Here is a 20,297-nt window from a genome sequence, read left to right on the forward strand (position 1 = left end):
CGTGTACATAAAAATTACCAGTTTTCAGATCGAGATTCTAAGCAATAGCTTCTAATTTTTTCTTATTTGAAGAATTGCAAATATATTAATTATAAGAACAAATATAATAAATAATATTTACACATGTGTAATTGTATTGTTAATTGTTTATATGTCAATTTGTTTACACATGCGTAAACAGATTAAAATACCGGAATTAACAGAAGCAATAACAGAGGTAATTAAAAAGCTATACTCTCAAAAATCCAATAAGGGGTCATTATTAAAGTTAAATAATGATTATTTTGTAGAAGTCGAAAAAAGCCTTGGAATTGAAAGATATACCTCCAAAAACCATAACGTAACATGTAGTAAACTATTTGCTATATGTGATTTTTTAGAAATCTCACTTTCAGATTTTTTTATACTTGTAGAAAAAGAAAATTCCGAGCTCAAATTTCAGAAATCCAAAAAAGGCCAATTGGTAAAAAAGGCCTATAAAAATCTAGAAAAAGGTACTTAAGAAAAGTAAATATATAATTTTAGTCAAAAATAGGTAAAATACTAATTTAACTTTTGCTCATTAGTTATTTGTTATATTATAATATTTTACATATATCAAAATATCAGATATAGAAAGCTTCTGAAATCTTACTCAATGATTACCTAAAAATTTACATGAAATCTGAGCTATTTAAATACAGATTCTATTAAAACTTATAAAGCAAGGGAATCAAAAGTGTGGCGATGATCCAAAATAAAATATTCAATAGCGTCCCTACTTTTACGAAGTCGAAGAATTTATACTGCCCCGCACTATAGACCATGGTATTGGTCTGATAACCTACAGGAGTCATAAAACTTGCGGATGCTGCAAACATGATCGCCATTAAGAATGGCATGGGACTAAGTCCTAAATTAACAGCAGTTGCAATTGCAATAGGAGTTAGTAAGGCTGCAGCAGCATTATTCGACATTATTTCAGTAAGCAATGAAGTCACTAAATAAAGTCCAGAAACAATAGCTACCGGCCCCCACCCCCCTAAAGTATTTACTAGTGCATTAGCCATGGTTAGATCTAAACCGGTATTACTCATCGCTGTACCCATACTTAATGCTCCCGCTAAAAGAAAAATGATTTTCCAGTTAATCGCCTGATACATTTCTTTCATCGATATTGTTTTCAGTAGTACTAAAAGCGTAACACCCGTTATAGCGCCAACCATAATATCTAAAATATTAAAGGTAGCCAAAAGGATAACTCCTAATATAACGCTAATGACGATATAAAACTTCTTCTTATCAAAATCTGTAAGCACATCTTCAGAAAGCAAAATAAAAGGAGCATTTTGAGAATTTTCCTTTTTTCTTAATTCCTTCACAAAATGATTTTTAACTTCAGCCAAAACCACATCCCCAGCCTTTAGTTTAACATCATAAAGTTGATCATGTTTAACTTCTTCTCGATGTCTTATTGCTAAAGGCACCGCCCTATACCTTCTTCTAAAATCCATGGATTTCAGCGTCTTTCCATCAATTTCAGAATTTGCGGTTAAAACCAATTCTACTATAGTAGAATTAGTTCCTTTAAGATCATCATCTCCAATTTTTATAGAAGTTCCAATAAGTATTTTCGCCCTATCCTTCAATGATTTTATTTTCTGAACATCGCAACGTACTTTTAAAATATCTCCACCCTGCAATATAAAATCTCCCGCAGGCAGTGTAAATTTTTGTCCATTTCTACGGATTTCAATGATATCCATATCTAGTTCTTTGACCAAGTCAGAATCCATGATTCTTTTTCCTACGGAATTTGAGTCGCTCATCAGTTCAATTTCCGTGAGATAATCACTCATACTAAATTTTTCCCTTAGATCTTTTTCACTCATTCGATCAGGTAAAATTTTCACTCCAAAAAAGATCATATATAACAAACCTACCATTAAAAAGATACATCCAAGAAATGTCATATCAAACATTGATATAGATATACCTGCTTCTTTTTCAGCTATACTACTAACCAATATATTGGTGGAGGTACCAATCAATGTGCAAGCTCCTCCAAATATAGATGCAAAGGAAAGAGGTATCAACATCTTAGAAGGGCTCTGCCCAGAAGAATGTGCGATTTGGATAACCACAGGAATAAAAACCGCAACAACAGGAGTATTATTGATAAAAGCTGAAACAGCAGCTATTAATATCATCATCAAAACAATTCCAGTATTAAACTTATATCTAAAAACAGAAGACAGTCTATGAGCTGCAACTTGCAATGCTCCTGTTTTTAGCAATGCTGCACTCAAAACAAACATAAAGGCCACAGTCATAGTAGCTTTATTACTAAAACCACTAACTCCTTCTTCAGGAGAAATAACTCCAGTCAAAACTAAAACCAACATTACCGCTAAGGCCACTAAGTCAATAGAAAGTAATTCAGTAGCAAATAATATGATAGCGCAGATAATGACACCAAGCGTGATGATAGCTTCTATTGGCATTTAACAATTGATCAGTTTAAAATTTGATTAACTTCAAATATATATATAAATCTTAACTAAAAAGCTTAAAAAATAAAAAAGCCCTCAAAATTTGAGGGCTTTTCTTGTTGGCCTACTAGGGCTCGAACCTAGACTCTTCTGGACCAAAACCAGACGTGTTGCCAGTTACACCATAGGCCATTGCTGTAATGCGGATGCAAATTTAAAACAAAGTTTCATTCCCACAAATATTTTTAAAAAAAATTCAACTATCCCTCACTTTTTTTTCACTCCTAAAAGAAGGAATTCTCCAAAACACAGGATATCAATAAGCTAAAGATAGTTAAGTTTTTCTCTTCATTTTTTTTAAAAATAGCTAAAAAGAAGCATCAAAATTATCATACTCACCTGAAATCACAAAAAATAAAACACTTTACATCAGCGTTATTAAGGCGTTCAATATTTTTATTATTAAATTCGCCACACAAGATTCAAGAATATAACAAATGACAGAATTCAGCTTTAAAAAGTGGAACATTATCACCGGTTGGGTGGTTTTTGCAATCGCACTTTTTACTTATAGTTCGACCTTAGAGCCTACCGCAAGTTTTTGGGATGCGGGAGAATACATTGCAACTTCTGCCAATCTGGAAGTAGGACATCCTCCTGGAGCCCCGCTTTATCAGATGCTGGGTGCCTTTTTCTCGACTTTTGCCCCAGACAATTCCAATATCGCATTAATGGTAAACTTTATGTCTGGTCTTGCCAGCGCCTTTGCGATTCTTTTTATGTTTTGGTCGATCTCGCTTTTAGTAAGAAAAATTTCAGGTCCAGCTGAGACCTTGAGTTTTTCAGGAAAACTTGCCATATTGGGAAGTGCAGCCGTTGGATCTTTAGCTTTTACTTTTACAGATAGTTTTTGGTTTAGCGCCGTTGAAGCCGAAGTTTATGCAGCAGCAGCCTGTTTAATGTCCATCATGTTTTATTTAGGCCTGCTTTGGGAACGTGACATGTTCGAGTCCCGCGGTAATCGATGGTTAATTTTAATTTCTCTGGTAACAGGGCTTACCTTCGGGATTCACTTTATGGGACTTCTTACCATCCCGGCCATCGGATTTTTATATTTCTTTAAAAACTATCCAAAAGTTACCATTAAGAATTTTATTATTGCCAATATTGTAGTGGTAGCCGTATTGTTATTCATTTTCAAACTGTTATTACCTTATACACTTACCTTTTTCTCTGCTTCAGAGGTTTTCTTTACAAACTCCCTGGGAATGCGTTTCAACACTGGTACTATTGTAGCGTTCTTAGCAATGATTGCTATTTTTTACTTCGGAATTAATTGGAGTATTAAAAACAAAAAAACCGAAGTAAACACCCTCCTACACTGTATTCTTTTTATATTAATTGGTTTCTCGTGTTGGATCATGCTGCCCATTAGATCCAATGCCCCTACGGTAATTAACGAAAACAGCCCAGATAACGCCAGAGAATTACTGGCCTATTATAACAGGGAGCAATATGGTGAGACACATCTTTTCTTCGGCCCGCAATGGTCTGAGATGTATGCTGGCCTAGATGCAGAAAATCCATACAGTGATAAAAAACCGAAGTATGAGAAAAATGAAGAGCTCGGTAAATACATCATTGTAAATGACTGGAAAAATACCAAGCAAAACCTGGACGATGCTCACAAAACCTTCCTTCCAAGGATGTGGAGTACAGAGCATGCCGCAAACTATATGGACCTTACCGGTCCGCTTCAATTTACCGTTAAAGAGGAATACCAGGGCGAGGAACGCTTAATGCAGGCTATTTCTCAATTTAAACAACGATACTCGAACGGCGAACTTGACAATTCCGACTATCATAAATTTCTTCAACAATTCAGTGATTACATCAATGTTGAAAAACCTTCTGTATCCGCTAATTTCTCTTATTTATTGGAATATCAGATTGGTTATATGTACTGGCGTTATTTTATGTGGAATTTCGTAGGACGACAGGATGATATTCAGGGAAAATACACCGACTTACATGGCAACTGGTTGAGTGGAATAAAACCTATAGATGAATGGCATCTAGGGCCACAGGATAATTTACCAGACGATGTAAAAAACAACCCGGCAAGAAACACGTATTACTTTTTACCGTTTATTTTAGGTTTTATTGGATTCTTTTTTCATTTAAACAGGGACAAAAAGAATTTTTGGGTGCTATTAGTATTCTTCCTATTTACTGGTATAGCACTAAAAGTTTACCTAAACGAGCGTCCTTTTGAACCAAGAGAGCGAGATTATGCACTGGTAGGTTCTTTTTACGTCTTCGCGATATGGATTGGTTTCGGGGTGTACGCGATTTATGACAAATTAAAAGAATACCTATCCCCAAAACTTGCTGCACCAATTGTTATTATAGCATCACTTATTGTCCCGGGAATTATGGCTGCAGAAAACTGGGATGATCACGATCGATCAGATAAATATTCGGCCTTAGCGATGGCTAAAATGTATCTGGACTCGGTAGATGAAAACGGAATTATTTTCACTATTGGAGACAACGACACCTTCGCACTTTGGTATGCACAGCAAATAGAACGATACAGGCTTGATGTTAGAGTTATAAACACCAGCTTATTTGCAACAGATTGGTATATCGACCAGATGAAGCGTAAAGCTTTTGATAGTGATCCTATCCCTTCGCAATTAAAGCATGATTTTTATAGTGGTAAAAACGATATTGTGGTAGGCCGAGAGATCACTCAGGACACCCTAAATATCAAACAATGGATGAATTACATTGAAAGTGACGATCCAAGGACCAAGCTGGAATACTCTAAAGACGAAACTTTCAACACTTACCCATCTAAACATGTAAGAATCCCTGTAGACAAGCAAGCTGTTTTGAAAAACGGAATTGTAGATCCTAGCGAAGCCGATCAAATCGTAGATCATATCGATATCGAAATTGGCTCTAATCTGATCTATAAAAACCGTCTGTTAATGTTAGACATTATTGCCAACAATAACTGGGAGCGTCCAATTTATTTTACCGGTGGCAGCTATGGCGACGATGACTATCTATGGATGAAAGATTATCTTCAATTAGAAGGTGTTGCTTATAAACTTGTTCCTATCAAAACTCCGGTTAATCCAAGAAACCCATTTGATATGGGAAGGCTTAACACCGATAAAATGTACGATATCGTAACCCATTGGGATTGGGGCAACATGGGAGATCCTAATATTTACCATGATCCGGAAACCCGCAAGAATTCGATCACTTACAGGAGCAACCTCGCCCGCCTGGTCGAAAACCTTCTTAATGATAGCGATAAAGAGCGTGCTAAAGAAATTCTTGATCTTGGTATGAAGAATATGCCGGTAGATTATTATGAATATTACACCCTTTTAGAACCCTTTATTGATGGTTACTATAAAGTTGGCGAAGACGAAAAGGCAAGAGAACTTTGGAATAAAGTAGCTGAAAAATATAAGCAAAATCTAGACTGGTATAGCACTTGGGACTTCCAGAGACAGCGCCGTTATGCTGAAGAGATCTTTACAGATGTTGAACGCTACCGCGGACTCATAGATATTCTTGTTAGAAATCAAGATGAAGAGATCGTAAAAGAAAAAGCAGAAGAATTTAATAATTACCTGAAAAAATTTCAGCATTTTTATTCGGAAGAAGAAGGTATTGAACCTGAAGTTTCTCCCGAAGAACAATTACGACAACAACAATTAGAGCAGGAACTTAATCAGGGACAAGCCGCTCAGGATTCAATTGCTATCAATGCTGATCAATAATAATCTAGCCTTAAAACATCGATTTTCGATGTTTTAAGGCTTTTTTTTATGAACCGCTTTATCCTTAAATATCCGTGGATCTTAAAAAAGCTCTACCCTAAAAGACTTTCAAGGGTGGCTGCGGAAAAAACGTTGTTTTTAAGTTTTGATGATGGGCCTATTCCTGAAGTCACCCCATGGGTTCTGGAACAACTGGACAAGTACTCCGCAAAAGCCACTTTTTTCTGTATTGGAGATAATATTCGAAAACATCCCGAAATATTTAAAAAAATAAAAGATAAAGGCCATGCTGTAGGTAACCATACCTTCAATCATTTAAATGGCTGGAAAACTTCCACTTCAGACTATCTGGAAAATTTCAGGAAAACAGAACGGATTATCGAATCTAAGCTCGAGAAAACATTGAGTTCTGAAGAAAAATTATTTAGACCTCCCTACGGAAAAATCAAAAACAAACAAGCAGCCAAAATCACCAAGCTTAACTATAGGATCGTGATGTGGGATGTGATTACGGGTGATTATGATAAAAACTATGATGCGGAAAAATGCCTTAAAAACACCCTGAATTTAATAAGGGCAGGCAGCATTATTGTTTTTCATGACAGCTTGAAAGCAGAAAAGAATTTAAAATATATCCTTCCAAAACTTCTGGAAGAATACTCTCAAAAGGCCTGGAAGTTTAAAACCTTAACTTAAGCGTACTGCTCTATAAGTGCGATTATCGACTCCGCATTCTGTTCTCCACTTTTACGCCAAAGCATCTCCCCGTTTTTATAGATCATAAGCGTTGGTAAACCTTTTACCCGAAGTGCTTCAGCCAATTGCGTATTCTTATCTACATCGATCTTAATCACCTTGGCTTTATCTCCTACAGCCGAAGCTACATCTCTTAAAACAGGATGCATTTTCACTGAAGCCTCATTCCACTCCGTATAAAAATCGATAAGTACCGGTACATTTAAACCTACTAATTCTCCAAATTTTGACATAAAATTGAGCTTTACTCGATATTTGAGGTTTTATACTTCGATTCTTTCGAATTAAAGAAGAGAATAAAATTGTTTAATGAGAAAACATTCTCCTTTTTGCAATCCAAACGCTATAACCAAATATAACAATTAATTACAATTAAGCAGGAGCGCTACCTTTTCGCAATTCTATTACACTAATTTCTGGCCATATCCCTACCCTTCCAGGAAAAGCCAAATACCCAAAACCTCTGTTTACGTTTATATATTTATTGTTCTCTTTATAAATCCCTGCCCAGTTTTTATAACGATATTTCGCTGGACTCCATTTCAAAAAACCGGGGATTTCTATTCCAAATTGCATACCGTGTGTATGACCGCTTAAAGTTAAATGATAAAATTTGTCGTTTTGCTTCACTTTTTCCTGCCAGTGAGAAGGATCATGGCTTAAAAGTATTTTAAAGTCATCAGCAGCAACATTTTTACCGGCTAAATCCAGATCTCCTGCTTTCTTAAAATGACCACCTCCCCAGTTTTCAACACCAACAATGGCGATTTTTTCACCATTTTTCTCTACATAACGATGTTCATTTAGTAACAGGTCCCAGCCCATCTCGGCGTGGGTTGCCTTTAACCGATCAAGATTATTCTCCTTTTCTTCAGCACTATTCCAATTTACATAATCACCATAATCATGATTTCCCAAAATCGAATACACTCCATCTTTAGCTTTCACCGTACTAAAAAGTGATTTCCAGTCTTCCATTTCAGTAGCTTTATTATTCACCAAATCACCGGTAAAAAAGACCACATCGGTCCCTTGCTTATTTAGCAAATCTACTCCATAAGCTACCTTTTCGTGATTATCGAAACTTCCGCTGTGCACATCACTTATCTGCCCTATCCGATATCCGTCAAAAGCACTGGGCAAATCTTCAAAGTATAAGGTATAATTCAATACCCTAAAATCGTACTTTCCTTTAAACATTCCGTACAAAACCGAAACAAAAGGAATGGTCGCCAACCCAAGTGCAATTTGGCTTACAAACTTTCGTCTTCCCGGCGCCTTATATCCCGAATCCGAAACCGCATGGAAAATACCTATAAAAAAACGAACGATATCTTCTCCAAACATGAAGAGAACTATCACAAGCTTGGCCAGCAAAAAAGCCAAAACGATCCCAAAAGCAAATCCTATCGCACTAAAAAATCCACCTCCAGAGCTCTGCCATTGATAAATAAAATTACCAATTACCACCAGGCTAATTACAAAATAAATACCTCCAACCCACCAGGAACGATTAAGGCTTCTAAGCGCCTGGTAAGCGTAAATATCAATAAGCAGATAAAAGGCAATAAACAACAGCCAGCGCATAGATTAGTAATTTATTTAGCGAAGGTACTTTTAATCAAATCTTTAATCGTTATTTTTAGAACTAATTTAACGTAGTAACGCCCGTAAACACTAGGCCAATCATTATAAAATCATAAAATTAACAGGCTTAAAATTGCGAGTTTACGCTTTAAAGTCTACCTTTCCGACAAAATACTCAGCTAAAACCTTATAGCTACGAATCATGAAACGTAGAAATTTTATTAAAAAAGCAGGAATAACGGGGGCTGTGTTAGGAACTACACCTTCAATTTTTGCAAAGAACATTTCGGAAATTTCAAACACGCAAAAATCTTCACTTCCCATTGCCATTGCTACCTGGAATTTTCACGAAGCTACCAAAAGAGCCGGAGCGCTTTTGGATAATGGTACATCAGCTTTAGACGCTGTAGAACAAGGCGTAATGGTTGAAGAAGCCAATTTAAAAAATACCACCGTAGGAAATGGTGGTGCTCCAGATCGTGACGGTAATGTAACGCTAGATGCCTGTATCATGGCGCCTAACGGAAACGCGGGTTCTGTGGTCTATCTTAAACATATAGAACATCCCGTTTCTGTCGCTCGAAAAGTGATGGAAGACACTCCACATGTAATGCTGGCCGGCGAAGGTGCTCTGCAATTCGCCATTCAAAACGGATTTAAAAAACAAAATCTTCTTACTGAAGATTCTGAAAAGGCCTGGAAAGAATGGCTTAAAGAAAAAAAATACAAACCCATTATCAATATCGAAAACCATGATACCATTGGGATGCTTTGTATTGATAAAGACGGAGATATCGCAGGAGCCTGTACAACATCTGGTCTTGCCTATAAAATGAACGGTCGCGTTGGGGATTCCCCAATTATAGGATCTGGATTATATGTAGACAACGAAGTTGGAGCCGCCGCTGCTACCGGAATGGGAGAAGCCATTATGAAAAGTGTTGGCAGCTTTCTGGTGGTAGAACTAATGAGAAACGGAAAATCTCCGCAAGAAGCCTGTAAGGAAGCTATAGAAAGAATTGTAAAAAAGAATGATAATTACAATGATTTCCAGGCCTGTTTTATAGCTATTAATAAAGATGGTAAAGTTGGCGGATATAGTATTCATAAAGGATTCTCTTACGCTAAATACCAAGACGGCGAAAACAAAAATGTACAATGTAAAAGCTACCTGTAACCTACAGGTTCAATAATTTATGAGCACAGCACAAAACACCAATAAATCTTACCGCACCGCATTTCTATTTTTAACCATTCTGTTTTTTTTATGGGGATTTATTACGGTACTTGTAGATTCACTAATCCCAAGATTAAAAGAAGTATTCACCCTTAGTTATTTTCAGGCGGGGATGGTACAGTTTGCCTTTTTTGGGGCATTCTTTGTATTGTCGATTCCTGCAGGATATATATTATCCAAAATCGGCTATAAAAAAGGGATCATTTTAGGCTTAAGCACCATGGCGGCCGGTTGTTTACTGTTCTGGCCCGCAGCTTCCTTCAGAGTTTTCTGGGTATTTATGCTAGGATACTTTGTACTGGCCGGCGGGATTACCATTCTACAGGTAGCCGCCAATCCTTATGTTACCATTTTAGGCCCGGAAAGATCGGCATCAAGCAGGCTTAACCTTTCCCAGGCTTTCAACTCTTTAGGGACTGCTATTGCGCCGGCAATTGGCGCACTATTTATCCTAAGAGACAAAGTAATGAGCACCGCAGAAATTGATGCTTTATCTGAAGCCAAGCAAAAAGCCTATTACATCGCCGAAGCCGGAGCGGTTCAAAAACCGTTTTTGGGGATCGCTATATTTATAGCGGTTATCGCACTGGTTTTTGCATTTGTAAACTTGCCCAAAGTAGGTAATACTGCAGCATCTAACGATTACAGAAAAGTGCTTAAAAACAAAAATCTAATGCTGGGTGCAGTTGGATTGTTCTTTTATGTTGGAGCTGAAGTGGCACTGGGAAGTTATATGGTAAACTATTTCTTAACCCTGGAGCTTTCAGAAATTATAAAATCGACTCCATATTTACGCAATATCGCACAGTGGATCTTAGATACAGGTTTAGAAAATGCGAGCAATATGGCCGTAGTAGGAGTGTTTGTAACATTTTACTGGACCGGTGCCATGATTGGAAGGTTTATAGGCTCTTATCTAACTAAAATTTTCAATCCGGCAGTTGTCTTATGCGCATTTGCTGCTTTTGCTATTTTAATGGTAAATATTTCCAATCTTTCTGTGGGTGTAATCGCGATGTGGACAATCATTGCCGTTGGATTATTCAACTCTATTATGTTCCCAACGATTTTTAGTTTGGCTTTAGATGGTTTGGGCGATGATAAACCGCAAGGATCCGGTGTGTTATGCACCATGATTGTTGGCGGGGCTGTTTTACCTCCTTCTTTTGGCTTCTTAACCGATAGATTTGGCTTTAGTATTGCCTTTGTTTTAGTAATGGTGGCGTATGCCTATATTTTCTTCTACGGATTTATAAACCGAAAAAGACAGGTGGAGATTTAAACCGAATAAGATCAATATTGTATATAAAAACCGTTCATTTTTATGGGCGGTTTTCTTTTTGTGTAACATTATCTTCGTAGTTTTGGGAAGATACACATAAATTTTCCAGAAAATATGGCCGCTCAAAAAAGACTGTTTTTAGTAGATGCTTATGCATTAATCTTCCGAGGATACTATGCCTTCATCAAAAACCCAAGAATTAACTCCAAAGGTTTTGATACTTCTGCAATCATGGGCTTTATGAATTCACTTTTCGATGTGATTCGAAGAGAAAAGCCAGATCATTTAGCGGTTTGTTTTGATAAAGAAGGTAGCGAAGTGAGAACAGAACTTTTCTCGGACTACAAAGCCAATAGAGATGCTACACCAGAGCCGATAATGCAGGGAATTCCATATATCCAAAGCATTCTAAAAGCTATGCATATTCCGGTTGTGGAATTGCCGGGCTGTGAAGCTGATGATATTATTGGAACTCTTGCAAAACAGGCTGAAAAAGAAAACTACCAGGTGTATATGGTCACACCCGATAAGGATTTTGCGCAATTGGTTTCTGAAAATATCTTTATGTACCGCCCAGCCAGAATGGGTAACGGAATAGAAATTTGGGGAATTCCTGAAGTGCAGAAAAAATTTGAAGTAGAGCGACCAGAACAGGTCATCGACTTTTTAGGAATGATGGGGGATGCCGTAGACAACATTCCAGGCTTACCCGGTGTTGGAGAAAAAACCGCTAAAAAATTCCTGAAACAATTTGGCTCTATGGAAGAACTTTTGGCTAATACCGATCAGCTAAAAGGAAAAATGAGAGAGAAAGTTGAAACCAATGCCGAGCAGGGGATACTTTCTAAAAAACTAGCTAGGATAATTATCGATTGTGATGTGAAATTCCATGCGGAAGATTATGAACTATCGATGCCAGACTCTGAAAAAGTACAGGAACTTTTTGACGAACTTGAGTTTAGACGTTTAAAAGATCAATTTATAAAACTATTTAACGGGGAAGAAGACAATCAAACCCAGGTAAGCAATTCTCCCTCTGCTAAGAAAAACGAGCAGACGGCTGGGGCGGGCCAATTTTCATTATTCGGGGGTGACTCTTCAGAAAAAATTGAAAGTACCAATAGCAGAAAAACCTTAAAAGATACGCCACACGTTTATCAAAAAGTAGACACTGGTTTAGGCTTACGTCTGTTCATTCAGAAATTAATGAAACAAAAATCGGTTTGTTTTGATACCGAAACAACCAGTTTAAATCCGCTTGAGGCACAATTGGTTGGGATCGCATTCTCCTGGGAAGGCGGTAAAGGCTATTATCTTCCGTTTGAAGATAATATAGAAAAGACACAGCAACTTATCGAATTGCTTAGACCATTTTTTGAATCACCCGAAATTGAAAAAATAGGTCAGAATTTAAAATATGACATCAAGGTTTTAGATAAATACGGAATTAAAGTGGAAGGACCAACCTTCGACACCATGATTGCGCACTATCTTATAAATCCCGATATGCGCCATAATATGGATATTTTGGCTGAAACCTATCTTAATTATACTCCGCAACCAATTTCCGAATTAATTGGCAAAAAAGGTAAAAATCAAAAAAGCATGCGCGATGTGCCTTTAGCCGAACAAACCGAATATGCGGCAGAAGATGCCGATATTACCTTTCAGCTTAAAGAATTTTTCGAAAAAGAGTTGGACGAGGCCAAAACACGCAAGCTTTTTAATGAAATTGAAATGCCATTGGTTGAAGTCTTAGCCGATATGGAAATCGAAGGCATTAATCTGGATCTGGATTTCCTGAAAAAATTATCTGAAGCTTTAGATCGTGATATTAAAGAATTAGAAGCTAAAATTTATGAAGCAGCCGGTGAGGAATTTAAAATTAGCTCCCCTAAGCAATTAGGAATTATTCTTTTTGAAAAGCTGGCTTTGGTAAAAAAACCAAAAAAGACCAAAACCGGACAGTATTCTACCAGCGAAGATGTACTTTCTTATCTGGCACCAGAACATGAAATTGTTCAGCATGTTTTAGATTACCGCGGTCTTGTAAAGCTTCAAAATACGTATGTAGACGCATTACCGGGGCAGGTAGAAAAATCCAGCGGTCGTGTTCATACCGATTATGTACAAACCATTGCAGCAACAGGAAGGTTGAGCTCCAACAACCCAAACCTGCAAAACATTCCTATACGTACCGAACGTGGAAGACAGGTAAGAAAAGCTTTTATCCCAAGAAGTGACGATTATGTATTGCTAGCTGCCGATTACTCTCAAATCGAATTGCGTATTATCGCTGCATTAAGCGAGGAAGAAACGATGATCAAAGCGTTTAAAGACGGCGAAGACATTCATGCCTCGACTGCCTCTCAGGTTTTTAATGTTCCATTAGAAGAAGTAACACGTGAACAACGTAGTAATGCAAAAACAGTAAATTTCGGGATCATCTATGGAGTATCCGCTTTTGGCTTAAGTAATCAAACAAGTTTAAGCAGATCTGAATCTAAAGAATTGATCGATACTTACTACAAAACCTACCCTAAACTTAGCAATTACATTGCAGATCAGGTCGCCTACGCCAGAGAACATGGATATGTATCCACTATTTTAGGCAGAAGGCGATATTTAAAAGATATTAATTCGCAAAACGCTGTAGTTAGAGGTGCTGCTGAACGTAATGCCGTAAATGCACCGATCCAGGGAAGTGCGGCAGATATTATTAAAATCGCGATGATTAATATTCATAAAAAACTGGGAGAAGAAAAACTACAAACAAAAATGCTTCTTCAGGTTCATGATGAACTGGTCTTTGATGTCTACAAACCTGAATTAGATCAGGTAAAAAAACTCATCAAATCAGAAATGGAAAATGCATATCAGCTTAATGTACCCTTAGATGTAGATTTAGGGGTTGGACAGGATTGGTTGGAAGCGCATTAAGATAAATGAAAAAGCTCCCATCTTTCGATAGGAGCTTCCAAACTTCGAATATTAATAAGAGGTCTAATTCAAATTACCATCCTGGGTTTTGTTGTTTGGCTAGGGTTGGATTATTGTTAACTTCCTGCTGTGGAATTGGCCATAAAAATCTATAATCTGAGTAAGGAATAGTCTGCACACCGTAAGGACCTGTAAAAGGAGTACCTAACTGATAATCTGCTTCGCTAGGCACAGAGTTGGCATATTTCTGAGGAATTCCGTTATAATCTATATACTCATCGTTTTGTAGCCTATGAATATCTGGCCAACGACGACCTTCCATTAAAAACTCAATTCTTCTTTCTGCAATAATAGCCTCTACCAAAGCATCTGTATTCGCAAAATCTGAAGTTGTATAGCTTTGAGTTGAAGGATTAGCTAATGCACGATCCCGAACCATATTTAGATAGTCAATAGCATCATCTGTTTGCCCTAATCTTGCAGAAGCCTCAGCCATACTCAGCACTGTTTCAGCAAATCTAATTACTGGCGAAGGATCTGTATAAGTTACATCGTCTTTATACTTTAAAGTATATTTAACTCCAGATCTTGTAGAAATCAAAGACCCCTCTTCTCTTCTAAGATCATCTTCTAACCAGTATGAATTTCTCCAAATTATAGGACTAACAACAACCAAGCCTCTTCTGTTATACTGAGAAGCAAGCGCAGCATTTACCCCGGGATTGTTATTAGCTGTGTTTTCTATAGAAAAAATAGATTCAGAATTAGAATATCCATTTTCAAATGGTCCACCAGGAGTTTCGGTCAATGAATAAGTTGCTAACAATCTTTCACCTTCCTGTAAGACCATCGCCCAATCCTTCATATGTAAATATGCTCTTACTTTAAATGCAATTGCTGCTTCTTGAGTTGCTCTAATAAGACCGGCCGTTCCTCCACGTTCATCGCGACTTGGCAATAAAGATTCTGCTGTATTAAGATCTTCCAGAATTCGGGTGTAATTCTCAGCAACCGTATTTCTTCCCTGCATTAAGCCTTCCGCTATATTTGCTTCCGTAGTAAAAGGAACATCTCTATAAGGCACACCTAAGTGACTAGCATCTGGAGTGTCATCGTAAGGACGTGCAAAATGAAACATTAATTCTAAATGAGAAATTGCTCTCATAAAATAAGCCTCCCCTGCATATTGTTCCCCTAAATCAGAACCTATCACTCCATTCTCTACTGCAGTGTTAACTCCGTCTAAAATAATATTAGCTCTATTTATTAAACGATAAGTATCGCTCCAATAATAAATATTATTTGCAGTTGTTGGATCGTAAGTAGCGGTATAGGTTAATTGGTAGAAAGTAGCAACATTAACTACGTCCTCACCACGGTTATCTCCTTGCTGAACAAATGCAGCACCAAATGGATAACCACGACCAGCTCCGTTATAATCACCTCTTTGAGCAGCATTATACATCCCCGTAACAGATAGTTCTATTAATCCCGGCGTCGAAAACGCTGCATCTTCAGAAATCTGGTTATAGGGCTCTAGATCTAAGACATTCTCTTCATTACAAGAAGCGAAAAGCAGCAGTAAGGCAACAATCGCTGATTTACTCATTAAACTTAGAATCATATATTTTTTATTATTCATATTCATAGTTATTTTCTAATTCTACAATCCTATATTCACACCTAGGGAAAACACTGAAGATCTTGGCGTTAAGTTAAGATCTACTCCATTGACTTCCATCTCTGGATCTGCTCCCGAGTAATCTGTGATTATCCAAAAATTTTGACCCTGAGCGTAAATTCTCATTTTAGTCAAACCTACCGCCTCTAATACTTCTGATGGTAGAGAATAACCAATACTTAAATTATCTAATTTGATAAAATCACCATCTTCCACGAATCGTGTTGTAGCACTAGAGCTTAAGTTCACAAAAGTGTTTGATGCTGCCCATAATCTTGGGGTCCATCCGTCTCCAGGATTTTCAGGACTTTGCCATCTTCCAAGAATTTCTGTACTGTTATTTGTAAAGTTCTGGTTTAAAAGATCTCTTCTTGTAGCATTAAAAATCTTATTACCTCCGCTAAATCTAAACAAGAATCCCATATCAAAGTTTTTATAGGTAAAATTAGACCCAATACCACCAAAAAACTTGGGGATACTATTTCCTAAAATAGTTCTATCATCTGCAGAACTAAGACTTGCAGATTGAGAAACATCACCAGGATTAGATGGGTCGAATTGAGCATAACTACTAGTTTGAATATTTCCCTGCACCAAACTACCGTCTGCTTTATAATATACCGGGTTTCCATTCTCTGGGTTTACACCCCAGTATCTAAAACCGTAGATAGAATTTATAGACTCACCCTCTCTTGTGATGGTGTAATTATTTCCAGAAATTCTATCCTGACCATTTACTAAAGATTTTACTTCATTATCTACAAAAGAGACATTCCCATTTAAACTCCATGTAAAATCATCGGTTGAAATTACTCTTGCTTCGAGAGCGATCTCTACACCACTGTTTTCTATGGCTCCAATATTAGAACTATAGCTGTTACCAGGAATTCCTAATGACATTGGAGTTTCAAGATCAAGGATCAGATCATCTGTATCATTTAAGAAATAATCAAAATTAAGACTCACTCTGTTATTAAACATTCTTAGATCAAACCCAAAATCATATTTGATACTGGTTTCCCAACGTAAATTATCATTTCCGAACTGAGCATAAGCGATACCATTAGCATCTCCATATTGCGCAGAACCATAAAGACCCAGATATGGATAGTTACCAATAGAAACGTTTCCTACTTTTCCATAAGAACCTCGTACTTTAAGATCTGAAATAAAGCCTAAGTTATCCATAAAGCCTTCTTCAGAAATGGTCCAACCAGCTGAAATACCAGGAAAAGTACCATATCTATTAGCTTCAGGTAAAGAAGACAAACCATCTCGTCTTAAACTCCCCTGTATAAAATATTTCTCTCTAAAATTGTAATTAATTCTTCCTGCGTAGGAAATAAATCCATTTTCAGAAAAACCTCCCCCAGAACCTTGAATTCCGTATGAACCACTTATCAGGTTTCTATTGAAAAACTCGTTTGAAAGATCTGTACCAGAGCCGAAGAAGCTGCGATCTTCCTGTTTTTGATATTCTGTGATAAGAACCACACCTAGATTGTGATCTTCTCCAAAAGTTTCATTATAGCTTAAGATGTTTTGCCAGTTCCAACGTACTCTGTCGTTATTACTATTTTGAACTCGACCATTTGATCCCTGCCCGTCGCCATGCACTGGACTATAGTATAAGAAGCCATTGGTTCCTATTTGGTCAACACTTACCTGAGTTCTAAAATTGATCTCGTCAATAGGCGAAACATCAGCATAAACATTAGCAATCAACCTGTTTATTTTAGAATAGAAATCATTATTTTCTATTGGATACATAATATTAGGAAGGTTGTCACCAATTAAACCTATATTATCCCAACGCCCCACAAGATTATCAAATTCAAAATCAATATTATAGCCTGTAGGATGATCTGGATTGTATATAGGCACGTTTGGATGCTGTCTTGTTGCACTAAAAATATTTCCAGAAAGAGAGTTACTTCCTGTGTTTAAACCAGTGTATTCTGTTCTGGTAAAACCAGCATTCATACCAACATTTATCCAGCTAGTGACCTCCTGGTCTAAATTAGCCCTAAGTGTATAGCGAGTCATTTCGTTAGGATTAGCAACACTTTCCTGATCTGTATATCCTAAAGAAAAATAATATTTGGTTTTTGAAGTTCCTCCTGAAACTGATAGACCATAATCCTGCTGTAGCGCACTACTTCTTAGCACAGCATCTTGCCAATCTGTATCGAATTCTGTTCCTGCAGCCCAATCTGCCTGACCCCTATTTGATCTCTTCTCATTTGAAATCATCACAAATTCCTGACTACCAAGAAGATGAAATTTTTCTGGTGATGCAAAACCTACCGTGGAATTTACATTGATGGAAACTCTACCTTCACGACCAGATTTAGTGGTAATAAGAACAACTCCATTCGCAGCTCTAGAACCGTAAATTGCCGTAGCCGAACCATCTTTCAAAATTTCTATGGATTCGATATCATTTGGATTAATATCCCCCAGTGCGTTTGTAGAAGCATAACCACCTACATCTCCTGTATAAATTGGAATTCCATCTACAACGATCAATGGATAGGTTCCTGAAGTAATTGAAGCAATACCGCGAATTCTAAAACGAGGAGATTCCCCTATAATTCCACTCTGGGTTGTTACCTGAACACCTGCAGCCCTACCTGCTAACTGCGATTCGAAACTTGGAGTAACTAAATCTGAAATCTCGTCTCCTTTAACCTGCGAAATAGCTCCAGTAACCTCACGTTTTGATTGTATTCCTCCATAGCCAGTAACAAGCACTTCATCTAATACCTCATTGCTGGTCTCAAGAGTAACATTAATTTGATTGGAATTCCCTACTGTAACTTCTTTTGTTACATATCCAACGAATGAAAATACAAGTTTTTGTCCAACCGAAGCTCTTATAGAATATTCTCCATCAAAGTTGGTTTGAACACCTCTATTAATGGACGGAATTGTAACATTCACACCCGGAACAGCCATCCCATTTTCATCGTAAACTATCCCCGTAATTTCTTTCTCTTGAGCAAGGCCTACATAAGAAATCAAGAACATGAAGTAAATCAGTAATTTTTTTATCATATTAATAGTTTTTTTGTTAAAACAAATATATTAAAACAAAATATTAAAACAAAATATTAAATTATTATATGAATATATTTTTACATTTAATTAAATTTACTCCATTTAATTAAAAAAAAGTAAGATTTTTTAACATTTTTTTATTGCATTCACTAAACCTCTATTGAAAATTAAATATTGTTAAACTTTAACTTTTTAAGAAAAATAACGCATTGATAACATCTCTCAGAACCCAGACAAACTTAGTACCCAAAAAAACTATATTTTTAAAACTAGCAAACGATTAAAATTGCTAGCGTAACTTTTATCGTGATTTCGGTAATATCTTATAACTTTGACTATCAAAATCTTTCCATCAAATTTTTAATAAAAATGCTGTTTGCTATATAAATTTATAATTGTACATTTGCACCCCTGAATTTCCCTTGCTACGACTTTGGGATCAGGAATGGAATGTTTAATTATTAAGTAAATTTATTTAGTGTGGACACATTAAGCTACAAAACAGTATCAGCCAACAAGGCGACAGTAACCAAAGAGTGGGTACTTGTAGATGCTGAAGGACAGACTTTAGGCCGCCTATCTTCTAAGGTTGCAAAAATCCTTAGAGGTAAGTACAAGCCAGACTTCACCCCACACGTTGATTGTGGAGACAACGTAATTGTTATCAACGCAGAAAAAATCAACTTAACTGGAAAGAAATGGGATGCTAAAGAATACATCCGTCATACAGGTTATCCAGGTGGACAAAGAAGTTTAACTGCTTCAGAATTATTTACAAAAGCGCCAGAGCGTCTTGTTGAAAAAGCAGTAAAGGGAATGCTTCCTAAAAACAAATTAGGATCAGCTCTTTTCCGTAATTTAAAGGTTTATGCAGGATCAGAACATGGTCAAGAAGCTCAAAAACCTAAAACTATTAACTTAAACGATCTTAAGTAATGGAAGTTATTCACAAAATTGGCCGTAGAAAAACGGCTGTTGCACGTGTATATGTTTCAGAAGGAAAAGGAAACATCACTGTAAACAAAAAAGATCTTAACGATTACTTTACAACAAGTACATTACAGTATAAAGTAAATCAGCCTTTCAATCTTACCGAAACTGCAGGAACTTTTGATGTAAAAATCAACGTGTACGGTGGAGGAATCACAGGACAGGCAGAAGCTATTCGTCTTGCGTTATCAAGAGCTATGGTAGAGCTTAACGAGGAGAACAAATCTACGCTTAAACCAGAAGGATTACTTACAAGAGATCCAAGAATGGTGGAACGTAAGAAATTTGGTCAGAAGAAAGCTCGTAAGAAATTCCAGTTCTCTAAACGTTAATATATATTGGGTATTTACCCGATTAAGTTCATTTAAATTAAAAATTTTGTTGTTATCTCGATCTTGGTTATCGAGAGTTAGTTTAGCATCTAAACAATTAGGGCCATACTTAACAAGTAGCCACCTGATTGTTGCTATCTCAACAGAAAGTAAACTAT

General features: G+C 36.8%; 13 protein-coding genes and 1 tRNA gene. 8 read left to right on the top strand and 6 right to left on the bottom strand.

Annotation, left to right across the window (positions count from 1 at the left end; all coding sequences use genetic code 11):
- Nucleotides 1–169 precede the first annotated feature (169 nt).
- Nucleotides 170–502 carry a hypothetical protein gene (locus tag AC13DP_RS14730; RefSeq protein WP_483068017.1) on the top strand — a complete coding sequence of 111 codons (333 nt, stop codon included), beginning with the start codon at nt 170–172 and terminating at the stop codon, nt 500–502.
- 187 nt (nt 503–689) lie between these two features.
- Here AC13DP_RS14730 and AC13DP_RS14735 read toward each other — a convergent pair whose 3' ends face one another.
- Nucleotides 690–2,483 carry a sodium:proton antiporter gene (locus AC13DP_RS14735; protein ID WP_347407313.1) on the bottom strand — a complete coding sequence of 598 codons (1,794 nt, stop codon included), beginning with the start codon at nt 2,481–2,483 and terminating at the stop codon, nt 690–692.
- A 107-nt stretch (nt 2,484–2,590) separates the two neighbouring features.
- Nucleotides 2,591–2,663 (bottom strand) — tRNA-Gln (locus AC13DP_RS14740).
- Nucleotides 2,664–2,968: 305 nt separating this feature from the next.
- Here AC13DP_RS14740 and AC13DP_RS14745 point away from each other — a divergent pair.
- Together AC13DP_RS14745 and AC13DP_RS14750 are read left to right on the top strand one after the other, a co-directional pair.
- Complete coding sequence (locus AC13DP_RS14745; RefSeq protein ID WP_483068018.1) at nt 2,969–6,274, top strand: glycosyltransferase family 117 protein; 3,306 nt, start codon at nt 2,969–2,971, stop codon at nt 6,272–6,274.
- Between the two features lie 48 nt (nt 6,275–6,322).
- A complete protein-coding gene (locus AC13DP_RS14750) occupies nt 6,323–6,970 on the top strand; it encodes a polysaccharide deacetylase family protein (protein ID WP_013070033.1) in 648 nt (215 codons plus the stop codon).
- Here the strand turns inward: AC13DP_RS14750 and AC13DP_RS14755 are convergent.
- A complete protein-coding gene (locus tag AC13DP_RS14755; protein WP_013070032.1) occupies nt 6,967–7,263 on the bottom strand; it encodes a thioredoxin family protein in 297 nt (98 codons plus the stop codon). The genes AC13DP_RS14750 and AC13DP_RS14755 overlap by 4 nt on opposite strands.
- A 139-nt stretch (nt 7,264–7,402) precedes the next feature.
- Nucleotides 7,403–8,617, bottom strand: coding sequence for a metallophosphoesterase (locus AC13DP_RS14760; protein ID WP_013070031.1), 1,215 nt, complete (start codon nt 8,615–8,617; stop codon nt 7,403–7,405).
- Nucleotides 8,618–8,819: 202 nt separating this feature from the next.
- Between AC13DP_RS14760 and AC13DP_RS14765 the strand changes: the two genes are divergently transcribed.
- The 3 genes from AC13DP_RS14765 to polA all read left to right on the top strand — a co-directional run bounded on the left by AC13DP_RS14765 (nt 8,820) and on the right by polA (nt 14,076).
- Nucleotides 8,820–9,794, top strand: coding sequence for an isoaspartyl peptidase/L-asparaginase family protein (locus tag AC13DP_RS14765; RefSeq protein ID WP_013070030.1), 975 nt, complete (start codon nt 8,820–8,822; stop codon nt 9,792–9,794).
- 19 nt (nt 9,795–9,813) lie between these two features.
- On the top strand, nt 9,814–11,136 hold the full coding sequence (locus tag AC13DP_RS14770) for a sugar MFS transporter (protein WP_013070029.1): 1,323 nt from the start codon (nt 9,814–9,816) through the stop codon (nt 11,134–11,136).
- A gap of 114 nt (nt 11,137–11,250) precedes the next feature.
- Complete coding sequence (gene polA, locus AC13DP_RS14775) at nt 11,251–14,076, top strand: DNA polymerase I (protein WP_013070028.1); 2,826 nt, start codon at nt 11,251–11,253, stop codon at nt 14,074–14,076.
- A gap of 73 nt (nt 14,077–14,149) precedes the next feature.
- Here the strand turns inward: polA and AC13DP_RS14780 are convergent, their stop codons facing one another.
- Both AC13DP_RS14780 and AC13DP_RS14785 read right to left on the bottom strand, forming a co-directional pair.
- Nucleotides 14,150–15,718, bottom strand: coding sequence for a RagB/SusD family nutrient uptake outer membrane protein (locus AC13DP_RS14780; RefSeq protein WP_483068019.1), 1,569 nt, complete (start codon nt 15,716–15,718; stop codon nt 14,150–14,152).
- 21 nt (nt 15,719–15,739) lie between these two features.
- Entirely contained in the window at nt 15,740–18,814 is a 3,075-nt protein-coding gene (locus AC13DP_RS14785; protein WP_483068020.1) for a SusC/RagA family TonB-linked outer membrane protein, read from the bottom strand.
- 483 nt (nt 18,815–19,297) lie between these two features.
- Here AC13DP_RS14785 and rplM point away from each other — a divergent pair, with 483 nt between their 5' ends.
- Together rplM and rpsI are read left to right on the top strand one after the other, a co-directional pair.
- Complete coding sequence (gene rplM / locus AC13DP_RS14790; protein ID WP_013070027.1) at nt 19,298–19,753, top strand: 50S ribosomal protein L13; 456 nt, start codon at nt 19,298–19,300, stop codon at nt 19,751–19,753.
- Nucleotides 19,753–20,139: a 30S ribosomal protein S9 gene (gene rpsI / locus AC13DP_RS14795; RefSeq protein ID WP_013070026.1), complete on the top strand. Its 387-nt coding sequence runs from the start codon at nt 19,753–19,755 to the stop codon at nt 20,137–20,139. Before rplM ends, rpsI begins: the two co-directional genes overlap by 1 nt.
- Nucleotides 20,140–20,297 lie beyond the last annotated feature (158 nt).

This window comes from Zunongwangia sp. L-65, from assembly GCF_056859415.1.

Coding starts and splice junctions, on each gene's coding strand:
- AC13DP_RS14730 (WP_483068017.1), top strand. CDS start 170: ATGCGTAAACAGATTAAAATACCGGAATTAACAGAAGCAATAACAGAG.
- AC13DP_RS14735 (WP_347407313.1), bottom strand. CDS start 2,483: ATGCCAATAGAAGCTATCATCACGCTTGGTGTCATTATCTGCGCTATC.
- AC13DP_RS14745 (WP_483068018.1), top strand. CDS start 2,969: ATGACAGAATTCAGCTTTAAAAAGTGGAACATTATCACCGGTTGGGTG.
- AC13DP_RS14750 (WP_013070033.1), top strand. CDS start 6,323: ATGAACCGCTTTATCCTTAAATATCCGTGGATCTTAAAAAAGCTCTAC.
- AC13DP_RS14755 (WP_013070032.1), bottom strand. CDS start 7,263: ATGTCAAAATTTGGAGAATTAGTAGGTTTAAATGTACCGGTACTTATC.
- AC13DP_RS14760 (WP_013070031.1), bottom strand. CDS start 8,617: ATGCGCTGGCTGTTGTTTATTGCCTTTTATCTGCTTATTGATATTTAC.
- AC13DP_RS14765 (WP_013070030.1), top strand. CDS start 8,820: ATGAAACGTAGAAATTTTATTAAAAAAGCAGGAATAACGGGGGCTGTG.
- AC13DP_RS14770 (WP_013070029.1), top strand. CDS start 9,814: ATGAGCACAGCACAAAACACCAATAAATCTTACCGCACCGCATTTCTA.
- polA (WP_013070028.1), top strand. CDS start 11,251: ATGGCCGCTCAAAAAAGACTGTTTTTAGTAGATGCTTATGCATTAATC.
- AC13DP_RS14780 (WP_483068019.1), bottom strand. CDS start 15,718: ATGAATAATAAAAAATATATGATTCTAAGTTTAATGAGTAAATCAGCG.
- AC13DP_RS14785 (WP_483068020.1), bottom strand. CDS start 18,814: ATGATAAAAAAATTACTGATTTACTTCATGTTCTTGATTTCTTATGTA.
- rpsI (WP_013070026.1), top strand. CDS start 19,753: ATGGAAGTTATTCACAAAATTGGCCGTAGAAAAACGGCTGTTGCACGT.